The organism is Saezia sanguinis, from assembly GCF_003991585.1.
GTDB classification, from domain to species: Bacteria; Pseudomonadota; Gammaproteobacteria; order Burkholderiales; family Burkholderiaceae_C; genus Saezia; species Saezia sanguinis.
Genome location: NZ_PQSP01000004.1, coordinates 125,736 through 143,401, shown reverse-complemented (window position 1 = coordinate 143,401; position 17,666 = coordinate 125,736). Strand labels below are relative to the sequence as shown.

Annotated in this window: 19 protein-coding genes; 2 read left to right on the top strand and 17 right to left on the bottom strand. The window is 55.0% G+C overall.

Translation table 11 applies throughout. The features are described 5' to 3' along the window. Positions 1-126 precede the first annotated feature (126 nt). The 6 genes from CUZ56_RS09010 to CUZ56_RS08985 form a co-directional block, all read right to left on the bottom strand. Positions 127-801 (bottom strand): DUF3592 domain-containing protein, encoded by a 675-nt coding sequence (locus CUZ56_RS09010; protein WP_126980063.1) that lies wholly within the window; start codon positions 799-801, stop codon positions 127-129. A 255-nt stretch (positions 802-1,056) separates the two neighbouring features. Then, positions 1,057-1,563: a hypothetical protein gene (locus tag CUZ56_RS09005; RefSeq protein ID WP_126980062.1), complete on the bottom strand. Its 507-nt coding sequence runs from the start codon at positions 1,561-1,563 to the stop codon at positions 1,057-1,059. 162 nt (positions 1,564-1,725) lie between these two features. Continuing rightward, entirely contained in the window at positions 1,726-1,959 is a 234-nt protein-coding gene (locus CUZ56_RS09000; RefSeq protein WP_126980061.1) for a hypothetical protein, read from the bottom strand. A gap of 77 nt (positions 1,960-2,036) precedes the next feature. After that, the gene (locus CUZ56_RS08995) at positions 2,037-2,564 is read right to left on the bottom strand and encodes a hypothetical protein (RefSeq protein WP_126980060.1); all 528 of its coding nucleotides are present in this window, start codon (positions 2,562-2,564) and stop codon (positions 2,037-2,039) included. A 194-nt stretch (positions 2,565-2,758) separates the two neighbouring features. Further along, a complete protein-coding gene (locus CUZ56_RS08990; protein WP_126980059.1) occupies positions 2,759-3,202 on the bottom strand; it encodes a Bbp16 family capsid cement protein in 444 nt (147 codons plus the stop codon). Between the two features lie 31 nt (positions 3,203-3,233). Further along, positions 3,234-4,280: a major capsid protein gene (locus tag CUZ56_RS08985; protein ID WP_126980058.1), complete on the bottom strand. Its 1,047-nt coding sequence runs from the start codon at positions 4,278-4,280 to the stop codon at positions 3,234-3,236. 183 nt (positions 4,281-4,463) lie between these two features. On the opposite strand from CUZ56_RS08985, the gene CUZ56_RS08980 reads away from it, so the two are divergent. After that, entirely contained in the window at positions 4,464-5,102 is a 639-nt protein-coding gene (locus CUZ56_RS08980) for a hypothetical protein (protein ID WP_126980057.1), read from the top strand. Between the two features lie 242 nt (positions 5,103-5,344). Here the strand turns inward: CUZ56_RS08980 and CUZ56_RS08975 are convergent, their stop codons facing one another. The 6 genes from CUZ56_RS08975 to CUZ56_RS08950 all read right to left on the bottom strand — a co-directional run bounded on the left by CUZ56_RS08975 (position 5,345) and on the right by CUZ56_RS08950 (position 12,154). After that, positions 5,345-5,767 (bottom strand): VOC family protein, encoded by a 423-nt coding sequence (locus tag CUZ56_RS08975; RefSeq protein WP_126980056.1) that lies wholly within the window; start codon positions 5,765-5,767, stop codon positions 5,345-5,347. Between the two features lie 118 nt (positions 5,768-5,885). Continuing rightward, complete coding sequence (locus CUZ56_RS08970; protein WP_126980055.1) at positions 5,886-6,800, bottom strand: toxin-antitoxin system YwqK family antitoxin; 915 nt, start codon at positions 6,798-6,800, stop codon at positions 5,886-5,888. Between the two features lie 583 nt (positions 6,801-7,383). Next, a complete protein-coding gene (locus CUZ56_RS08965) occupies positions 7,384-8,520 on the bottom strand; it encodes a toxin-antitoxin system YwqK family antitoxin (protein WP_126980054.1) in 1,137 nt (378 codons plus the stop codon). 34 nt (positions 8,521-8,554) lie between these two features. After that, a complete protein-coding gene (locus CUZ56_RS08960) occupies positions 8,555-9,346 on the bottom strand; it encodes a toxin-antitoxin system YwqK family antitoxin (protein ID WP_126980053.1) in 792 nt (263 codons plus the stop codon). A gap of 952 nt (positions 9,347-10,298) precedes the next feature. Then, positions 10,299-10,988 (bottom strand): toxin-antitoxin system YwqK family antitoxin, encoded by a 690-nt coding sequence (locus CUZ56_RS08955; RefSeq protein ID WP_162615302.1) that lies wholly within the window; start codon positions 10,986-10,988, stop codon positions 10,299-10,301. A 107-nt stretch (positions 10,989-11,095) separates the two neighbouring features. After that, complete coding sequence (locus CUZ56_RS08950; RefSeq protein ID WP_162615301.1) at positions 11,096-12,154, bottom strand: toxin-antitoxin system YwqK family antitoxin; 1,059 nt, start codon at positions 12,152-12,154, stop codon at positions 11,096-11,098. A gap of 164 nt (positions 12,155-12,318) precedes the next feature. On the opposite strand from CUZ56_RS08950, the gene CUZ56_RS08945 reads away from it, so the two are divergent. Then, on the top strand, positions 12,319-13,338 hold the full coding sequence (locus CUZ56_RS08945) for a hypothetical protein (protein ID WP_126980050.1): 1,020 nt from the start codon (positions 12,319-12,321) through the stop codon (positions 13,336-13,338). Between the two features lie 53 nt (positions 13,339-13,391). Here the strand turns inward: CUZ56_RS08945 and CUZ56_RS08940 are convergent, their stop codons facing one another. The 5 genes from CUZ56_RS08940 to CUZ56_RS08920 form a co-directional block, all read right to left on the bottom strand. Continuing rightward, positions 13,392-14,354: a toxin-antitoxin system YwqK family antitoxin gene (locus CUZ56_RS08940; protein WP_162615300.1), complete on the bottom strand. Its 963-nt coding sequence runs from the start codon at positions 14,352-14,354 to the stop codon at positions 13,392-13,394. A 137-nt stretch (positions 14,355-14,491) separates the two neighbouring features. Then, a complete protein-coding gene (locus CUZ56_RS08935) occupies positions 14,492-15,250 on the bottom strand; it encodes a hypothetical protein (protein ID WP_126980048.1) in 759 nt (252 codons plus the stop codon). Then, the gene (locus CUZ56_RS08930) at positions 15,234-15,611 is read right to left on the bottom strand and encodes a Bbp19 family protein (RefSeq protein WP_126980047.1); all 378 of its coding nucleotides are present in this window, start codon (positions 15,609-15,611) and stop codon (positions 15,234-15,236) included. The genes CUZ56_RS08935 and CUZ56_RS08930 overlap by 17 nt, the downstream gene beginning before the upstream one ends. A 26-nt stretch (positions 15,612-15,637) precedes the next feature. Beyond that, on the bottom strand, positions 15,638-17,305 hold the full coding sequence (locus CUZ56_RS08925) for a portal protein (RefSeq protein ID WP_162615299.1): 1,668 nt from the start codon (positions 17,303-17,305) through the stop codon (positions 15,638-15,640). Positions 17,306-17,352: 47 nt separating this feature from the next. Then, entirely contained in the window at positions 17,353-17,649 is a 297-nt protein-coding gene (locus CUZ56_RS08920) for a hypothetical protein (protein WP_126980045.1), read from the bottom strand. Positions 17,650-17,666: the final 17 nt, after the last annotated feature.

Here is a 17,666-nt window from a genome sequence, read left to right as displayed (position 1 = left end):
ATCATTAAATACCAACAACCAGAAAAAAACCGGGAACGATGATCCCGGTTTCAGACAACGCTTCTATTCTCTATCAACGGCGGTCCCGCGCTATAAGCAGCCGCCCTTGCGCACACCCGCCATCCCTCACGCCCTTTTAGGAATGAAAGAAGTATCCATCGCATACTTTTTATAATTATCGATATCCACATACACATCCAGCATGCGGTCATCCGGAATGAACGGGTCAGGGTCCACCCACAAATTCTTACTGTAATAAACATACAGCTTTTTATCCTGAGGATTCTGCCACTCCGACACCAGCCGGTACGGGTGCCGCCCATTCACCGAAACACTCTGGTTACGCTCCACCCGCGTCAACCGCACCGAAAGCCTTTGCCCGCTCTGCCTCAGCCGCTGCAATCTGACCTCTCCTGACCACATCCGCCACATTGGCACCATGCCCACCAGGAAAAAACCCCCGCCAAATCCCAGAAAAGCCACCGCAAAAAACCAGCCCTCCAAAAAACCGCCAATACGCGCCCTATTCGGTTCTGCCGGCTGGTAATACACCTGTACCCGCTCACCAATATCGTAAGAAGGTGGACTCGAGCCTACACTGCCATGAAACATAATCTCCTGCCCGTCGGCCGTTTCAAACACAACCACCGGCTTGTAAGTTTCATCCCCGACCAAATCCACCACTTCGCCCGTTGTCTTCACCGAGTCCATACGAAACTGCAGCGTTTGGTAAGCCATATAACCACCTACCAGAAAAAACACCAGACCGACACCCGCAAAAATCCCAAGAATCCATTTCAACGTTTGACTCCTTTACATCACCATGCCACACCACTGTGTTCAGGCACAGACAGACAACATCCTGATCTGTTCGCCCATCCTTGCTGCCTGCGTGGCATTATAGATAGCGGCAAAGCCTTTACCCCCTTACACGAGCAGATTGCTCGTTTTTCGCATTGACACGCAATAAAAAACCTCACAGGCACATAAACCCATGAGGTCTGAACCAACCAGCAAACCGCACAACCAGCGCCCAATGGTCAATTGCTCAATGACTCAATCCGTTTGCGTTCGAGTTTGCGCCTCGCGCTCCTTCTCTGCGGGCACAAAAGACGTATCCATCACATACCTTTTGTAATCACGGGCATCCACATACACATCCAGCATACGGTCATCCGGAATGTACGGGTCAGGGTCCACCCACAGCCGCCTGCTCGAAAAAACATACAGCACCTTGCTTTCAGGATGCTCCCACTCCGAAACCAGCCGGTACGGATGATGCCCGTTCGCCGCCAGATTCTTATTCACCTCCACCCGCGTGAGCCGTACTGAAATCTTTTTGCCGCTGCGCGTCAGCAGCTTCCACCTGATCAGGTAACGCACGCTGCGCACCAAACCCGATACACCAATCAAAAAAAAAGCAATGCCTCCCACCTGCATAAACAACAGCCCGAGCCATGCCCCCAAACCTTCTGCCACACCTGCAAGCATACAAAATAAAATCAGGCCAGACCACAGCAGCCCCACCACGGTCAACAGCACACTCGCATAAAACGGCATCATCCATCCCCACCGGCCTACCACTAGATACAGCAGCCATCTCACTTGTTTACAGGAAAAACAAAGGGCAGATCAACTGCCCCTCGTCACGCACCCCGAAACATTATACGCAGGGATAACACATGCTCAAAACTCCGCGCCTCACCCGGCTGGCCCTTTTACCTTTTAGCCCTTTTCTGCACGCGCCCTGGCTGTACGTGCCGTTGAAGCCGGCCGGGTACTTTTAGAAGCATCCGCTTTGCGCACCGCCTTCTTTTGCACCACGGCAACAGGCGCTGCCTCAGCAGGCTCCACCCGGTCTGCCCAGTGCGAACAATCACGCCCGCTCACAAACACCTCACCCGGTTGAATCAGCACATTCTGCACCTGCCCCATCTCCCTTGCCTGCCACTTCACCATCACCGCCCACCTTTCAAAAAACACCACCAAATCCGGCACTCACGCCCCATTCATGCCTTATTTCTGCCCCACCAGCCTCACACCTTCACAAACGACAAACGCCTGTCAACCGATGGCTGATTCGTAATGAACGCATAAAACCATGCATTCTCCAGCGACTGCTGCACTTCATAATACAAACGGAACCGCTTTTGATACCCCCCCGGCGGAAACACCTGCACCGCAAACAAACTGCCTACCTGCACTGTCGAAACATCCACCGTATCCGTTTCCAGCACCGTCTGCGCATTCTCCCAATCGTCACCGGCAGCCGTCTTCACCACCATGCGCACCATTCCCGCAGGCCGTTCAGGTGCCTGGCCGTTGCCCGCGTCCTTGGGCTGCAACAGCATCACCCCCAGATAAGCCGGCAGACCCGAACCATCATCCAGCGCCAGATCATAAGGCGACGTCTTGATCGCATCCAGATCCAGCGTGTTATCACCCCACTGCGAAACCGTAACCTGCTGCGCCACAGAAAAACCCAGCCGCACCGTCTCACCACTCACCACAATACCGCCGATCTCTATCGAAATATCAAACTCATCCTCAACATCCACCGCCATCCATCACCCCTTTAGACATGCTTTCAAGAGCCGCTCCAGTGCCACCGGTACAAACACAGACACAGAAAAACGGAGTGCAGGCCACACAGCAACATCCACGCCCTATTGCCCTATTGCTCCATTGCCTTATTGCACCTGCACCGCCTGCACTCCGTCAGCACCAACCGGCCCTGCTGCGGCCGGCTCCCTGCTGTTTACACCATGGCGCTGCCCGCGGCCAGCGCATGGCTCACATGCGCATCCTTCACCATAAATGCATTCACCACCCCATTGGTCAATGAACCATCCACGGTATAACGCACGGCCAGATACTTCCGGTACGCATCCAAAGGCAAACGCAACGCACACAACCGCTGATACGGCTGCAAAGCGCTCACGTCCACCTCACCCGAACTCACCACCACCTTCGCGCCCGTCATCTGCGCGTTATCCGCCGTCTCCAGCGTCACCGTCAGCGTACCGGTACCGCTGGCCGCTGCTGTCGCCAACTGCACCACCAGCCACACCGGCTCACCTGCGCCCAGGTCCACCTTGGCGTTCGGTGTTGTACCGGCAAACATATTCAGCACATTGTCTGAAAGTGCATTGGCCGACACCACCTGCTTGTTAGAAAACTCCAGTTTGCTATCCAAAATCATCTGTACACTCCTTACCGTGTCACCTGCTCCCTCAGGGAGCAACCACCACATCCTCATTGTTCATAATGCGATCCACCTTGCGAATCGGCACACCGTCAAACACCACCTCGCTGGTGCGCTTGCCAAACTGATTGAGCCCCTGCTCAATCGACAGCACATTGCTCGTCTTCTCCATCGCGGCAATCTTGAGCAGCGAAAACAGCGTGCGGTTCACGTAAAACGCAGGCCGCACCGCATCCAGTGACGGCAGATGATCAATTGCACGACTCATCAGCTTGATGATCGACGTCTTCGCATCCAGTGCCTGCGAGCCACTCAGCCCTTCCAGGTCATTCACGCTGATATTGGCAACACGCACCACATAACGCCAGTCACGCACCGTCAGCCCCGCATTCCACTTGATATGCGCACGGTAGGCCTCAAAATACCCACCCTTGTCATCGGTCACCGTCACCTGGCCCTTATCGTCAAACGACAGCCCGGCCTTGGACCCTTTCGGGAAAATGCCATGCACCGTGTTATCACCCCAGCCCACCAGCCAGATCGAAGTCAGCGGCCCGGTCGTGCCACCCGCACCCAGCACATTCTGCGCACTCGCTGCCGCATTGGCACTGGCCAGCTCGCTGTAACGCACCGCCAGGCCGGTAAACTTCGCCGGCTCCGCCGTCGCATTACCATAAATCAGCGTCTGCGCCATCTCCTGATTCATCGCCTCAAAAAAAGCCTGACTCTCCGACAAACGGAACTGCTCCGTATTGCCATTCAAATCCGCCAGATCCTTATCCACCTCTGAATACGACTCCAGCATCCCGCATGTATCGGTAATCTGCACGGTCGTTGACTTCGACGGCTGCACCCCCTCATACAGCTTGCGCCACGCCACATTAGGCATACCGGTGCGAATGGTGGTCTTGTGCCCGGTCGGCAAATTCCCCTCGCGCCAAATCATGTCAGACAAAATCGAATTATTCTGATTCAGAATCTCAACAATCTTGTCCACCTTTCCGTTTTCATCCAATCGTTTGGCCCAGTCATTCAACGTCAAATTTGAACGCGGTGCCTCATTCGCAACGGCCATTCCTGCTCCTTCCATACATATAAATAAAGATACAGGCGCAGCATAAAACCCGGTGCCCTTTTTATGTGAACAACACACCCACACAACAAGGCGCATAGAACGCGCTAGAATGAAAATTCATTTTGAAAATGGAACACCTCAATGAGAAAAAACTTCTTAATTGTTTTCTTCAGCTGCTTCTTTATGCATTTGGCATCTGCACAGCAAAGTATCAATTTTGATTACCTGAACCTCGGGCAAACCCTTGCATACCCGCTGTGTCAGAAAGACATAGAAAATTCACAGCCGGCCTGCATACACACGATAGGTTTTGCACACGCCCAGAAAAGCATCGTTGGTTATGGTGACCGTGTAGGAGGAATTCAGGGGCTGAAAACCTTCAGGTTAAATGTGGCGGCAGATTTCGACCAGGCGTTGCGTGAACAGTTTCAAAACAAGGGCATTACCATCAAAAACGGATTCTCCCCGTGGAGTATTAACGGGGTGGCAGACAAAAATAACACGATACTGCAATACAGCTTTAACTATTGTGCCTCAGACCTTGAAAAAATCTTACAAACCATGGACCAGCAATTTGGCCCCCATCAGTTTAACGACTTAACCGCTGAAGCAGAAAAAATCATCAGCAGTGAGCGATTCGCCCACCCGCATGGATATGGTCTCTATGCGCAGTTTTACACCTGGACGGTAGGCGACAAAGTCATTGTGCTGACCACCAACCCTGAGAGATCCTGCTTTGAACTCGCCGTTATGACAACAGACTACTTTAATCAAAAAAGCAACGAGCTGAAATATGAACCGCGAGTGGTTCATTATCTCTGAAATTACCCGGCAAAGCAGTCAGATACATTCTGTTATCGGCAGATGAGTCAGCGTATCCAGGTCATTTTTTACATGAGGATGAATGATACGCGTCCATCTGCCGCTCAAACAAAAAATCATGACCAAAGCACCTGAAACTTTTCACACAACCGAAAAACCTCACTGCTAAAAAGACTGTTGACACAGCCAACGCAAGGCCAGTTTGATCTGTTGCATGGAAAAACATTTTTCCCAAAAACACCTTACCTCGGGTTACACACCACCTCATACTTGATACCGTCAGGGTCCTTGAAAAAAAACGCATAATAATCCGGCCCGTGCTCCTCAAACACACGCGGCGCATGCACAATCTGTGCGCCGATAGCCGCCACCTGTGCATACATATCGTCCACCTGCGCGCGCGATAACGCCCTGAACGCCAGGTGATGCAGCGCCCCGGGCTTTCTGCGGTGTACTTCATCATGTGCAAAAGCACGCCGCGGCGAGCAAATGCCAAAGTCATACTCCGGGTGCAAATACTCCACCACATACAGATCATGCGCCTCAATCACAGCACTCACCTTGCGGTTGATATCAAACCCGAAAATCGGCATCAGCCGGTCATAAAACGGCTCGGCCACCCGCATATCCCGCACCGTCACCTGTATATGGTCTATCGCCAGCATCGCTTCACCTTTCTGTCAACATCCGCCCCAACTGCGTCATGCACAGCCCCGCATGCCATTCATTTTACCTGCGATCACATATCCGCCTGCCCATAAAAAAAGGAGCCGAAGCTCCTTTTCAATCCCCCCCCGCGGGCATCCTGATCAGCACACCTGCCGGCACACCGCCACCGCCCTCATGCTCCAAAGGATGAGGCTCTCCATAGTTTTTCTGCCAGATCTGCATTCCTGCCTGATCCCACTTATACCAGGTACCAACCTCTTTGCCCTTGTAGTACAGCCCCTCTTCTTTTTTCTGTCCACTCTCATACCAGTAACTTGTCCACAAACCATGAAACTGGCCCTGCAAAAATGAGCCCTCGCAAATCTTGTTGCCTTCCGTATCCCATTCGGCACACAACCCCTGCTGCTGCCCGGCGTAGTACTCACACTCGGCCATCACCTGCCCGTTTTCATACCAGTCAGTCCACACCCCCTGCTGCAAACCATTCACATAAGTGCCTTCCGTCTTTTTGCCGCCGTTTTCATACCATTCGGTCCACAGACTTTCACGCCGGCCATTCAGATACAACGCCTCAGAAGCCAACTGCCCGCTCAAATACCATATTCTCGACTTGCCCTGCAACGTGCCATTGTGAAAAAAAGATTCCTGCACCTTCTGCCCCTCAGGGTTCCACACCAGATAGGCGCCGGTAATCCTGCGGTTGACATAACCAAAGTCGGTCAGCTTTACACTGCTCTCACCGATCACGGTATACGCACAGGTATACTTTCCGTCCCCCTCCTCGTAAAAATCCTGCACCAGGTAATGTCCGCCAATCGTCACACCGAGAAACTTGCGGTACAGCTTGCACATCTGCGTAAAAGCATACACCCCGCCGCGCACAACTACCTCACCGGGCTGCCATGGCGCCAAAGCTGTTGCCACGGCGTCAATCGGCGCACTCTGCCGGCAGACACACCCCTTTAACGTATACACACCGGAAAGGCCTGGCAGCCCTGCACCACTGAACCCTACATTATTCTTGTCCATAACGATTCTTTGCCTCCTTGTTAAACAACGTGCCTTATTGCTGGCACATGCCTATCGAGAAAACACAACCGCCCTGCCCACAGACGCCATTCTTTGCATCACATTTCAGCCTGCATACGGTTTGACAAAACCACCACACACGGCCTGATGCCACAGACATTCAGTGCGACCCGTTTAAAAGAAATAAACACACACCGAAAGTAATTACAGTCTAACACCGCTGTGCCAATTACGCACATGCCATATACCAATCAGGCAACACATCGCAGGTACAACCAGCCGCAAAACAGCGGCTGGCACAAAGCCTCTTTGGCCCTTTTCCCTCTGAAAATACACAACCAGCCATGCCGGCACACACCCTGCCAAACCCCTTCTTGGCACAAGGTCTCAAATGCCCCTTCGCCAATTGTATTTATACCTGCTTGCGCACCCCAAACGCACCAGATATCCCAACAAACCGGCCACAACCATAAAAAAACCACCTGCCGTCATGACAGGTGGTCCATTGTCGAACCCGGTACCGCCTTATGCAGAAGTTGCTACCTCAAACACAGCGGCATCCGGCAGCCCTTATACCAGGTTATTATACCGAGCCGCCATAGTTCACTTCATCCAGCAGCTTGCCGCTATCGTCCCACTGGCTCCATATGCCCACTTTGGAACCACTGCGGTAACTGCCTTCACTGGCCTTTTGGCCATTGGCATGCCACTGAGTCCACTGGCCTTGCTGCTTGCCATCCAGATACTGGCCCTCTACGGCTTTCTGGCCGTTATCATGCCACTGTGTCCAGGTACCCTGCAACTGCCCATCCTTGAACTCACCTTCGGTCTGCTTCTGACCGTTGTCATGCCACTGAATCCAGGCGCCGTGCTTGCGGCCATCCTGGTAGTCCCCCTCCTCAAACTTTTGCCCGTTGGCGTACCACTCGACCCAATGCCCCTGCGGCTTGGCGCCATCGTAGCTGCCCTCTGAATTCTTCTGCCCGTTGGCATGCCAGCGCACCCACAGGCCCTGCATCTCACCATCCTTGTATGCACCTTCTACCGACTTCTGGCCGTTATCATGCCAACTGGTCCAGTGGCCCTGTTTGGTACCTGCCACATACGATCCTTCTGACTTCTTCTGGCCATTGTCATACCATTCGCTCCACAGCCCCTGGCGTTCGCCATTGCTCCATTCGCCGGATTCCGTCTTGGTACCGTTGTCGCTCCAGTGCGTCCATACACCATGCGACTTACCGGCTACGTATTCACCCTCTGCCGACTTCTGCCCATTGGCATGCCAGAACACCCAGGGGCCGCTCTGCAACCCGTTCTCATAGGCGCCCAGCACCCTTTCCTTGCCATCGCAAGACCAGCGCACATAGGCACCCGAAACATCCCGCTCATAAGGTTTAAAAAAATCACCCCGTTCCACATCCTCACGCTTGACCACCATGTATGGATCGGTCAGCTTCAACTCCACCGGCTTGCCGGCCTCATCGGTACGCACATGAAAAAAATCCTGTACCAGGTAGTGGCCATCAACCGTCATTCCCAAAAACCGGCGCACCACCGACTTGGCACCACAGGCCTCAGATATCGGTTGCGTTGCCACCTGGGCTCCCATCTCCCACGGCGCGGCCAGCGTTGCCGCCGCATCCACCAACGGAATTTCCTGCGCAGATGCGCCCCATGCCAAAGTAGCCCAACAAGCCAAAACTACCAACTGCTTTTTCACTGATACACTCCTGGTTAAAAAAACCTGACAAAACTCACAACGCTGGCACCATGCCACCGTAATCCATCTTTTCAATCAACTCACCGGACTCACTCCAGCGCTGCCACACACCGCGCCTTTGACCCTTTTCAAAAAAGCCCGACATCGACTTGTGACCGTTCTCATACCAATAACACCACACCCCGTCAGGCTCGCCATCCTGGTAAGCACCTTCCGAGGCCAGTTGCCCGTTGGCATACCACTCCTGCCACAGCCCCTGCTGGTGGTCATGCACGTATGCCCCCGTTTCCCGCATCTGCCCGTTATCATGCCAGACCGTCCAGCGTCCATGCGCCAGACCATCCTCATACATACCCTCGATGGCTTTGGCGCCATCCTCACCCCACATCACCGCATCACCCGATTGCCGCCCATGCACAAAGAACAGTTGATATTTTTCCCCACCATCCGAATACCAGCCCAGATACGGCCCCGAAATCGCCTCACCGCGCCATGCATCAAACCCGGCCTCAGACACATCGCGTTGCTGCATCAGTTCATACGGATCGCTGAGCTTCGCATCGCCATGCGCATAAAAATCCTGCACCACAAAAAAACCATTGACAGACACCCCGACAAAACGCCGGTACACCTCAACCGGCCCGCCTCCGGAAGGCAGGCTCCCTGTGGCCACCACCTCGCCCACGCCCCACGGTGCTACCGCAGTCGCAGCTCTATCTATCTGCGCAGACACATCCCTATCCGACCGCTCACCCGACATGCCGGCACAGCCGCCCAGCAGCAGCGCAGCCATCATGCCCAACAAACCCATCCATACCTTACGCATATGCAGTCACCATCCACAATTTATCCATGCAGTGGCTGCATTCTACAAATAAATTCATATTCACCATTTAAAACTGAACACCTGCAAACAAACACCCTGATATATGCCCATAAAAAACCACCTGGTTTGAATCAGGTGGTTTTCCATACAAAGAACAAACCGCATTTTGACCACACCGCGCATCACGGAATCCATTCAGCCTGTCCCTGTGTCCATGAGCCCCATGACGCAAAGTTTCTTACCCTCTTGCCATCTTTCTGACATTTCCGTATCGAACAGGCAAAAAAAAGCCACCGGGGCGGGTGGCTGGCACTGGGTGCCAAAAGTAGAAAGACTGCTCTGGAGGACAGAGATACAGACTTTCTTCAACCGAAACGCTCTTCAACACTCAAAAATACATCATCAACTCCATTTAATGCCAAAGGTAGCAGGCTCCATCTGCCGCAAAACACATCCGTTTGAACACAAGCCAACCGGACTGTCCGCCAGCAACACGCCACCCGGCATACACCGACATACACCAGCACCGGTTCAGCACCACGCTGGCATTCACACAAAATCAGAACCGCACAGGTCGCCATCATGCCCAAAAAAAATAACCCCATCTATGCCATAGCCACTTTTCTCTGCACCTATCTTTGCACCCGTATGCATACCCACACCCCCCATTTTTCAGCCGGATAGACAGGCCACACCAGCCAGGCCCACACCCGCTTTCACAGGGAAAACACCTTCGCCCAGCTTGTAACACCCCATTGCCATACACATACCACACACAACCCGGCCCGGTCACCGTCACCAAAACAGCCCCCTTTATACAGCGCGCATCATGGAAAACACCTAGACTTTTATACCGTCCCTAAGGGTTGCAACACCGGCTCATACAGCAGCGCCCATAAAAAAACCACCCGGCCAATGCGCGGGTGGTTTTTTCACACCATCTGATATCCGTTCAATTCACCGATTCTGCGGCCACACTCCCATGATCCTGCTCATCCACCAACTTGCCGTCACGGTCCCACATGCGCCACAGCCCCACTTTACGACCATGCTCGAAATACAGCTCGCTGCGCTTTTGCCCGTTATCATGCCAGGTCGTCCACAAGCCATGGGGCTGATTCCCCTCAAACTGCGTTTCCTCCCGCTTCTGCCCATTGTCGTACCAGGTCATCAGCGGCCCCTGCAAACCGCCATCCACATAAAACACCTGCTGCTGTTGGCGCCCATTCAGATACCACGTCACCAGCGGCCCCGAAAAAGACCTGTACCCCGGCCGCAGCACATCCTCCTTGAGCACCACCTCCTGTGCATCCATCAGTACAAACGGCTCGGTATACAGCTTATCATTCTCCTCATAAAAATCCTGTACCAGATAACCGCCCTCAGGCGTCACCCCTAAAAATTTACGATACGCATCAAACACCACAAACACCTGCGCACCATGGCGGCGGTACAAATCACTCAACTGCTCACTACTTTCATAATCATCCGAATACCGGCTCACCACATCACCCACCGGCCATGGTGCAGCAGCCGTAGCCGCCTCATCCAGCGCCGCCGCACTATTGCTTTCAACCGCGCCCTGTGCCCCGGCCAAAGCCCCCGCAAACAACAAAACCCCCGCTGCCAGCCACTTTTTCATCTCATATCCTTGCATCATCTTGTACCGCCAACATACACCTGCTACACCCGCACATCGGCAAAACCATTTAAGAAAGCTATTTCACAAAACCATTTTATACCAGCCCCTCATTCAGCAGGCACACCATAATCCTCCTCATGCACCAGTTGCCCGTGTTCATTCCAGACCCGCCATACCCCCCTCAACTGCCCATTATTGAACATCCCCTCTTCGGCCTTCACACCATTTTCAAACCAGCTCACCCACAGCCCATCCTTCTCATTATTCAGATAACGGCCCTCGCTCCACTTATGCCCGCTGGCATACCATGTCGTAGCAAGCCCCTGCCTCACATCATTCTGAAACTGCGCCTGTTCATAAGCACCATCGTCATACCACCATGTCCACAAGCCCTGGCGCACATTATCCATATACGACCCTTCCTCCCGCTTCTGCCCGTCCTCATTCCACACCGTCCAAGTGCCCTGCAACAGCCCCTTTTCATAATGCGCCTGCATCGACATCACGCCACTCTCATACCAGTATGACCATAACCCGTCAGCCACGTCATCCAGATACGGCCCCTCTACAGACTTGCCGCCGCCTTCATACCACTGCACCCACACCCCTTGTGCCATATCATCTTCATAACGCCCCTGCATCTGCCGCTCACCGCTCTCATACCAGTACAACCACAGCCCCTGCGCCATATCATCGCGGTAATCCCCCTGCACACTCATCTGACCGCTGTCATGCCACCAGCGCCACTGTCCGTACGCCACACCATCCTGATACTGCCCGCTCATCATCGGCGCCCCATCCGGATGCCACAACGCATAAGCCCCCTGCACCGAATGGCGGCACGCCGCCTTGAAACACGTGGAAACCACCTCATTGCGCCGCGTCACCACATAAGCATCAGACAACTTGGCATCGCCCGTGCGGTAAAAATCCTGCACCAGATAACCGCCACCCTCCACCATACCCAGAAAACGCCGGTACAGCAGATACACACCCTGCGGGGCAGCAACCCTGCCTTCAGCCACCACCGCACCCGCAGACCATGGCGCGGCGGCAGTCGTTGCAGCAGCAGCCTGTGCATCCAGCAACGGCCCGCGCATGCCACTACATGCGCCCAACACCAGCGCAACCACAGTGCTCAACACACACCACCCCATCCGTTTCATGCCGCCACCTCCTATCACGCCTTGACCCCACATCCAAAAAACATCGTCAGATTCATTGTATACAGATCCCGCAATACCCCCGCAAAACCAGGCACCCCACATATAATTAGCAGCAACAGCAACCCGCCTTGCCCCACCATCAACCCCCATAGGAATACACTGACATGCAGGCACACCAAGCCGCCACCTTCGCAATTCAGGCCATGCTGCTGTTTGCAATGCTGGTCCTCCCACCTAACGCACACGCCGATCAGACCGCATCCGAAAACAGCGCCGCAGCCCAATATGCCCAATGTACCCAACAGCATCTGGAAAACCTGCGCCAGCAGGCACTTGCCGCATATCAAAACCAGGGAAAAACCGAGCAGGCCGCACAAGCGGCCATGGAACTGCTGCAAGACGCCATTGATGCCGACTGCCTTAACCGCCCCGAAAACCCCAGCAGCGAAAACCAGACACCCCCGGCCGACCTGGCAGCCACCACCGCCTACGCCTGGCTACTCAATGACAGCATGTTCTACCTGCTGCATGCCCCGCAGAAAAACATATATGACGACATATACAACAACGGCTGCACCTGCCTGAGCGCGCTGACCCCGCTGCTCGACGAAGACTACACTCCCGTAACCTGGCTGCCCGAAAACCTGCGCCGCGCCACCGCTCACAACACAAGCCAGTTAATCGCCCACTGCACCGACACCATCACCCGCGCCAACTACTGGCAAAACCAGGTCAGCCAGGCCGACCGGTATACAGTGCAACCGCCATGCCCGTTTGACAGCACTGCCACACGCCTGAACGACAACCTGTGCATCCGCTTTGACACCGGCCTCTACCCCGAAGCCGCCGAACACATGCGCACCAGCGATGACGACGTCCCCCTCCCCGACTGCGACTCAACCCCCACCGCACAAGGCTGCCCGGTCTTCATCGTCTCCACCCGCACCAACGGGCGCATCACCACCACCCGCTTTGCGGCCAGCCAGTCGGCCCTGGCCGACATCAGCAACACCTGCACCTTTCAGCACATCGGCGTCAACGCCACTGGCGACCAGTTTGCGCTGCTGGCGCCCTACGGCTACGACTGCTTTGGCGGCTCAGCCCGCTTTTCCATTGAAGAAATCTACGAAATCCAAGATGGCAAGCCGGTACTCGTGCGCAACAACAGCATGGGGTTTCACTGAACACAGCCATACCACATGCTGGCACGTCCATCATCGCTTTTGCTGTTTACAACTTATCCATTGTCTGAGCTCGGATAGTCTTTTTGATCGACCAGTTTCCCATCCTCATCCCAGTGGTACCAGACTCCCGTTTTCACGCCATTGCGGTAACTTCCCTCATTGCTCTTTTGTCCATTTTCATACCACATTGTCCAGGTACCACTCCATTGGCCATTTTCATAATGACACTCCAACTTTTTCTGCCCATTTTCGTACCATGACACCCACAACCTCTGCCGTTTATCATGATCATACTGCCCTGACTGCCGTTTTTGCCCATTCTCATACCACATGCTCCACGGGCCATTCAGTACACCCATCTGGTATGTCTCTTCCCGCATGGACGTGCCATTCTCGTACCAATTACTTCGAACACCATCCAATTGTCCATCCTTAAACTGGTACTCCCATTCTTTTTGCCTGTTGCTATACCAACCAACCCATTTCGCAGTGGATTCGCCATTCAAATAATGCTTCTCCCAGGATGGCTGCCCGTTTCTATACCATCCCATCCAATCGCCATGACGTTTGCCATCCAGATAATGCCGTTCTTCATATTTTTCTCCTTCTGGATACCACAAACGCAAAACCCCCTCAAGATCAGCATCCCATGTACGATCAGTCCTTAACCCCCCATTACCATCAGTAACTATTTTCACGTACGGGTCTGAAAACTTCACTTCCATCTCACTCAAGCTATCGTCTGCCAATACCTCCCGATAAAACCCTTGCAACACGTAATCGCCCTGCGCCGTCATACCTAAAAACTTCATCTGTACGATATACTTTTTATCAGTGCCATCATCTGCCTTGGAATACAAAGGACCAGCGCTGTCCACAAGCTCCCCAACAGTCCACGGAGCAGATTTTGTCGCAATATCATCAATGACTACACCCTGTTCCTGTTGTGCCTGTGCATACACCATACAGGCACATGCCGCCATTCCTCCCAGCAAAAATTTTTCCCATACTTTCATATACAGTCCTCTTCTCATTCATGTCCAAACCCCTTCATTCTACATATATCGTTTAAACACAAAAAAACCCGCCATCAGGCGGGTCGTCAATTCATTTGGACTACAGGTTCTTTACCTCAACAAAACCTTTACTCTGCTCAGCCCCGGTCAAACAGCACTTCTGCCGCACTCCTTGCCTGTGCACGGCCACTTCCGCCCAGCCCTGCCGCGTCATCCTCGGCCAGCCCACGGCCAATCTCATACAGCAGTTGCACCGTCGCCTTCACCCCCACGGCATCCTGCAGTGCGTTAATGATGTCATCAGCCCGGTCCGCCGGCAAAAACTGCGCACGTGCACGCCGCGCCAGCTCAATGTTAGCGTCATAGCGGCCCTGCCACTCCTGCTTCAGCGCCTGCGCCTCGGCCTGGTACTGCGCCTCCTGCGCTGCCTGCTGCTGCTCCTGTTGTGACTGCATTGCACTCACCTGCTGCGCCATATACGCATTCCAGCCCTGCGCCAGCGTTTCCGCCTGGTGCTGCGTCAACCCTGCCTGGTGCAGCAGCGGCGCCATCTCCTTGGCAAAAACACCATCATCGCCCTGCGGCAACGGCAATTCATAATCCTGCGGCTGTTGCGGCCGGCCAATCTGCTCATAAAACTGCGCCCACTGCTGCGGTGTGGCATCCTGCCCCGGCATCTGCACACCCTGCGGCTGCTCAGTGCCATCGCCAAACAAACCGGCCTTATCCCCGGCTTCATTGCCAGGCTCATTACCAGCATGATTCCCGGCGGCACCTTTAGCCTCATGCTGTACTGCCTCCCCCTGCAGGCTGCCCAGCAACGCCGCACTCACCGAAGCATCATCGCGCACCTGCGCCGCCCTGTTATCCACACCCGCATCATTCACTGTATCCATGCTCATCACTCCATCGTTGATCATCATTTCCTGTGCCTGCATTCATCAGCCGCACCAGCTGTGCATCGCTGATATTGAGCGTCTGCACAATCTTCAGCCACACCTCGCGCCGCCCCTCCAGCACCGCCGTGGCGTGCGTATCCACACGCCCATCCTTGCCAAAAACCACGCACGACATATCGGCGCGGCAAAAGCCGCGCAAATCCGCCAGCACCTTCTGTGCCGCACGGCTCAACACCTGCTCCTGCGCTGCATCTGCGTCTGTGCCAACATCTCCACCCGCACCTGCGTTATCCTGCATCACCTCGCCGTACCAGAACACCCGCCGGTACCAGTGCCGCAGATTCTTAAAAAACGTCATCCGGTTCATTACCAGCCCTTACGCCATCAGCCCGGCAAAACGCCCGGCATCGGTCCCTGCTCTGCCGTGGCAGCCAGCACCTGCGCCTGCGCCAGATCCTTGGCGGCACTTGCCGCTACCGGTGCGGCGGCCAGAATCTGCTGTTGCTGCTGCGCCTGCTGCTCCTGCCGCTGCTCCATCAGCGCCTGCACCTCATCATCCCCGCGGATCACCCGCGCCGGCACACCGCTCACCTCCAGCATCACCTTGGCTGCCTGGTCAAAATCCACCCGCGCCAGCACATCGGGCCCGGCCACCTGCGCCAGTGCGCCCAGTTGCTCAATCGAACGCATGATCGCCACCCCGTCATCCATACGGCGGTAACGCGCCAGCTCATTCGTATACTCAATGCTGTACTCGCCGCCCTGCTCCATCAGCGCCTCAGGCATTTGCGGCAGCTCTTCATGCATGGCCAGAATATCAATCTCCCGCGTAATCGTCGGCTCCAAAAACTCGCTCTCTACCCGGGCCGCGGCAGGCGCCAGCAACGCACCCTTTTCCTGCGCACGCAGCATCGCCTCGGTGGCCGTCATGTTCGGCGTCTGCACCAGAATCTGAAACAGCGTGTTCCACAGCGCATCATTGATAATCTGGCGCTTTTGCTCCATCATCTCCATGCCAATCGGCAGACTGTTACCAAACTGCATTGGAATCGCCAGTTGCCGTCCCTGGTCATCCACCCCGCCATAATTAATAGCACCCGGCGTCAGATTAAACCCGGTCGAAAAAATCCCGTCGCGCGCAGCCAGCATCGGCGGCATCACCGCCAGCTCGGCGGCCTGCATCATGTCGCGGTTCATCACATTGAGCATCTTGATATCAGGCAGCACCAGCGCACACGGCCCCTCGCCATAATTACCATCGCCCGAAAACCGCAGAATCGAATACGGCATCGTGCGATAGCCGCCCTCACCCACCACCTGCGAGCCCGTCAGCGAAATAAAAATCGACTCAAACGCCATACCACGTGCATCCAGCCGCTGCTGCTCACGCTCCCTGCGCGGGCGCACCATATGCACAAACCAGAACTTCTGATTCGGCGTGCGCTCCTTCGCACTGATCACCGTTGCCGGCAGCCTGTCGCCAAACCGCTGATACGCCTGGCGCGCCGTCAGCGCAAACTCGCGGTCCACCCAGTCCACCTCGCCATAATCATTGCTGCACCAGTACACCTGCTCCAGCGGCACATGGCGGTAATACAGCGAACGCCCCAGCCGCTCACCCACATACATACACGCATTACCAAAGCAGCCCGCATCCAGATAACACTCCTGCGTGGCCACATCAAAATTGGCCGAATAACGTGCCGAAAACAACCGGTCGCGCACCAGCTCGGTATAAGCCCGCACCTGCGGATCACCGTCCAGATCCTCATCCACCGCCTTAATGTCATGCCACATGCGGTTTTTCGGCGTTGCCAGCGACGACAGCGCCGCCGCAAAACGTTTCAGCGCCAACGCCGGTGTTGCATCATAAATATGCTCGGTACGTGCCTTGCCCTTGTACAGCGCCTCATCGGTCATCGAGCGGTGCTCCCTGAAATTCGCCCGGTTCGGTGCCACCCGCTCGGCAATACTTTGCCACAACTGCTCATACAACCGGCGCTCCTGGCGCAACTGCTCATGCAACGCCAGCAGGTCAGAAACCTTCTCCATGCTCACACTCCCCCTTCTTATCTGTGCCATCCGTTTCCTGCCGCGCCTTACTGCCCAAGCAGCGTTTTGCTGGCTACCGCACCACTCGTATTACCGCTGCCATCGGTCAAAATATTCGCAGCCACCCCCTTGCGGCGGCGCGCCATATCCTGCGCGTTGCGCAGTGCCGCCTCATTGTTAGGCGTCACCTCCTTGTTGCTCAGCGTATCCAGTTGCGGCCCGGCCTTATTCGCCTTGGATGCCATCATTGCGCTGCCAACCGCCCCGGCCGCACCCGCCACACCGGCAATCGTCGAACCATACGTTGAAAGAAAACCACCCACAGCCGCCATCGTCCCTGCCATACCAAACCCCCTTCCCT

What these genes read in the sequence shown, in the direction of transcription:
- CUZ56_RS08980 (WP_126980057.1), top strand. Translation starts at nt 4,464, where the DNA reads ATGCATTTGGCATCTGCACAGCAAAGTATCAATTTTGATTACCTGAAC.
- CUZ56_RS09000 (WP_126980061.1), bottom strand. Translation starts at nt 1,959, where the DNA reads ATGGTGAAGTGGCAGGCAAGGGAGATGGGGCAGGTGCAGAATGTGCTG.
- CUZ56_RS08940 (WP_162615300.1), bottom strand. Translation starts at nt 14,354, where the DNA reads ATGAAAGTATGGGAAAAATTTTTGCTGGGAGGAATGGCGGCATGTGCC.
- CUZ56_RS08935 (WP_126980048.1), bottom strand. Translation starts at nt 15,250, where the DNA reads ATGGATACAGTGAATGATGCGGGTGTGGATAACAGGGCGGCGCAGGTG.
- CUZ56_RS08970 (WP_126980055.1), bottom strand. Translation starts at nt 6,800, where the DNA reads ATGGACAAGAATAATGTAGGGTTCAGTGGTGCAGGGCTGCCAGGCCTT.
- CUZ56_RS09005 (WP_126980062.1), bottom strand. Translation starts at nt 1,563, where the DNA reads ATGATGCCGTTTTATGCGAGTGTGCTGTTGACCGTGGTGGGGCTGCTG.
- CUZ56_RS08975 (WP_126980056.1), bottom strand. Translation starts at nt 5,767, where the DNA reads ATGCTGGCGATAGACCATATACAGGTGACGGTGCGGGATATGCGGGTG.
- CUZ56_RS08985 (WP_126980058.1), bottom strand. Translation starts at nt 4,280, where the DNA reads ATGGCCGTTGCGAATGAGGCACCGCGTTCAAATTTGACGTTGAATGAC.
- CUZ56_RS08920 (WP_126980045.1), bottom strand. Translation starts at nt 17,649, where the DNA reads ATGGCAGGGACGATGGCGGCTGTGGGTGGTTTTCTTTCAACGTATGGT.
- CUZ56_RS08990 (WP_126980059.1), bottom strand. Translation starts at nt 3,202, where the DNA reads ATGATTTTGGATAGCAAACTGGAGTTTTCTAACAAGCAGGTGGTGTCG.
- CUZ56_RS08945 (WP_126980050.1), top strand. Translation starts at nt 12,319, where the DNA reads ATGCAGGCACACCAAGCCGCCACCTTCGCAATTCAGGCCATGCTGCTG.
- CUZ56_RS08950 (WP_162615301.1), bottom strand. Translation starts at nt 12,154, where the DNA reads ATGAAACGGATGGGGTGGTGTGTGTTGAGCACTGTGGTTGCGCTGGTG.
- CUZ56_RS08960 (WP_126980053.1), bottom strand. Translation starts at nt 9,346, where the DNA reads ATGCGTAAGGTATGGATGGGTTTGTTGGGCATGATGGCTGCGCTGCTG.
- CUZ56_RS08995 (WP_126980060.1), bottom strand. Translation starts at nt 2,564, where the DNA reads ATGGCGGTGGATGTTGAGGATGAGTTTGATATTTCGATAGAGATCGGC.
- CUZ56_RS08955 (WP_162615302.1), bottom strand. Translation starts at nt 10,988, where the DNA reads ATGAAAAAGTGGCTGGCAGCGGGGGTTTTGTTGTTTGCGGGGGCTTTG.
- CUZ56_RS08925 (WP_162615299.1), bottom strand. Translation starts at nt 17,305, where the DNA reads ATGGAGAAGGTTTCTGACCTGCTGGCGTTGCATGAGCAGTTGCGCCAG.
- CUZ56_RS08930 (WP_126980047.1), bottom strand. Translation starts at nt 15,611, where the DNA reads ATGACGTTTTTTAAGAATCTGCGGCACTGGTACCGGCGGGTGTTCTGG.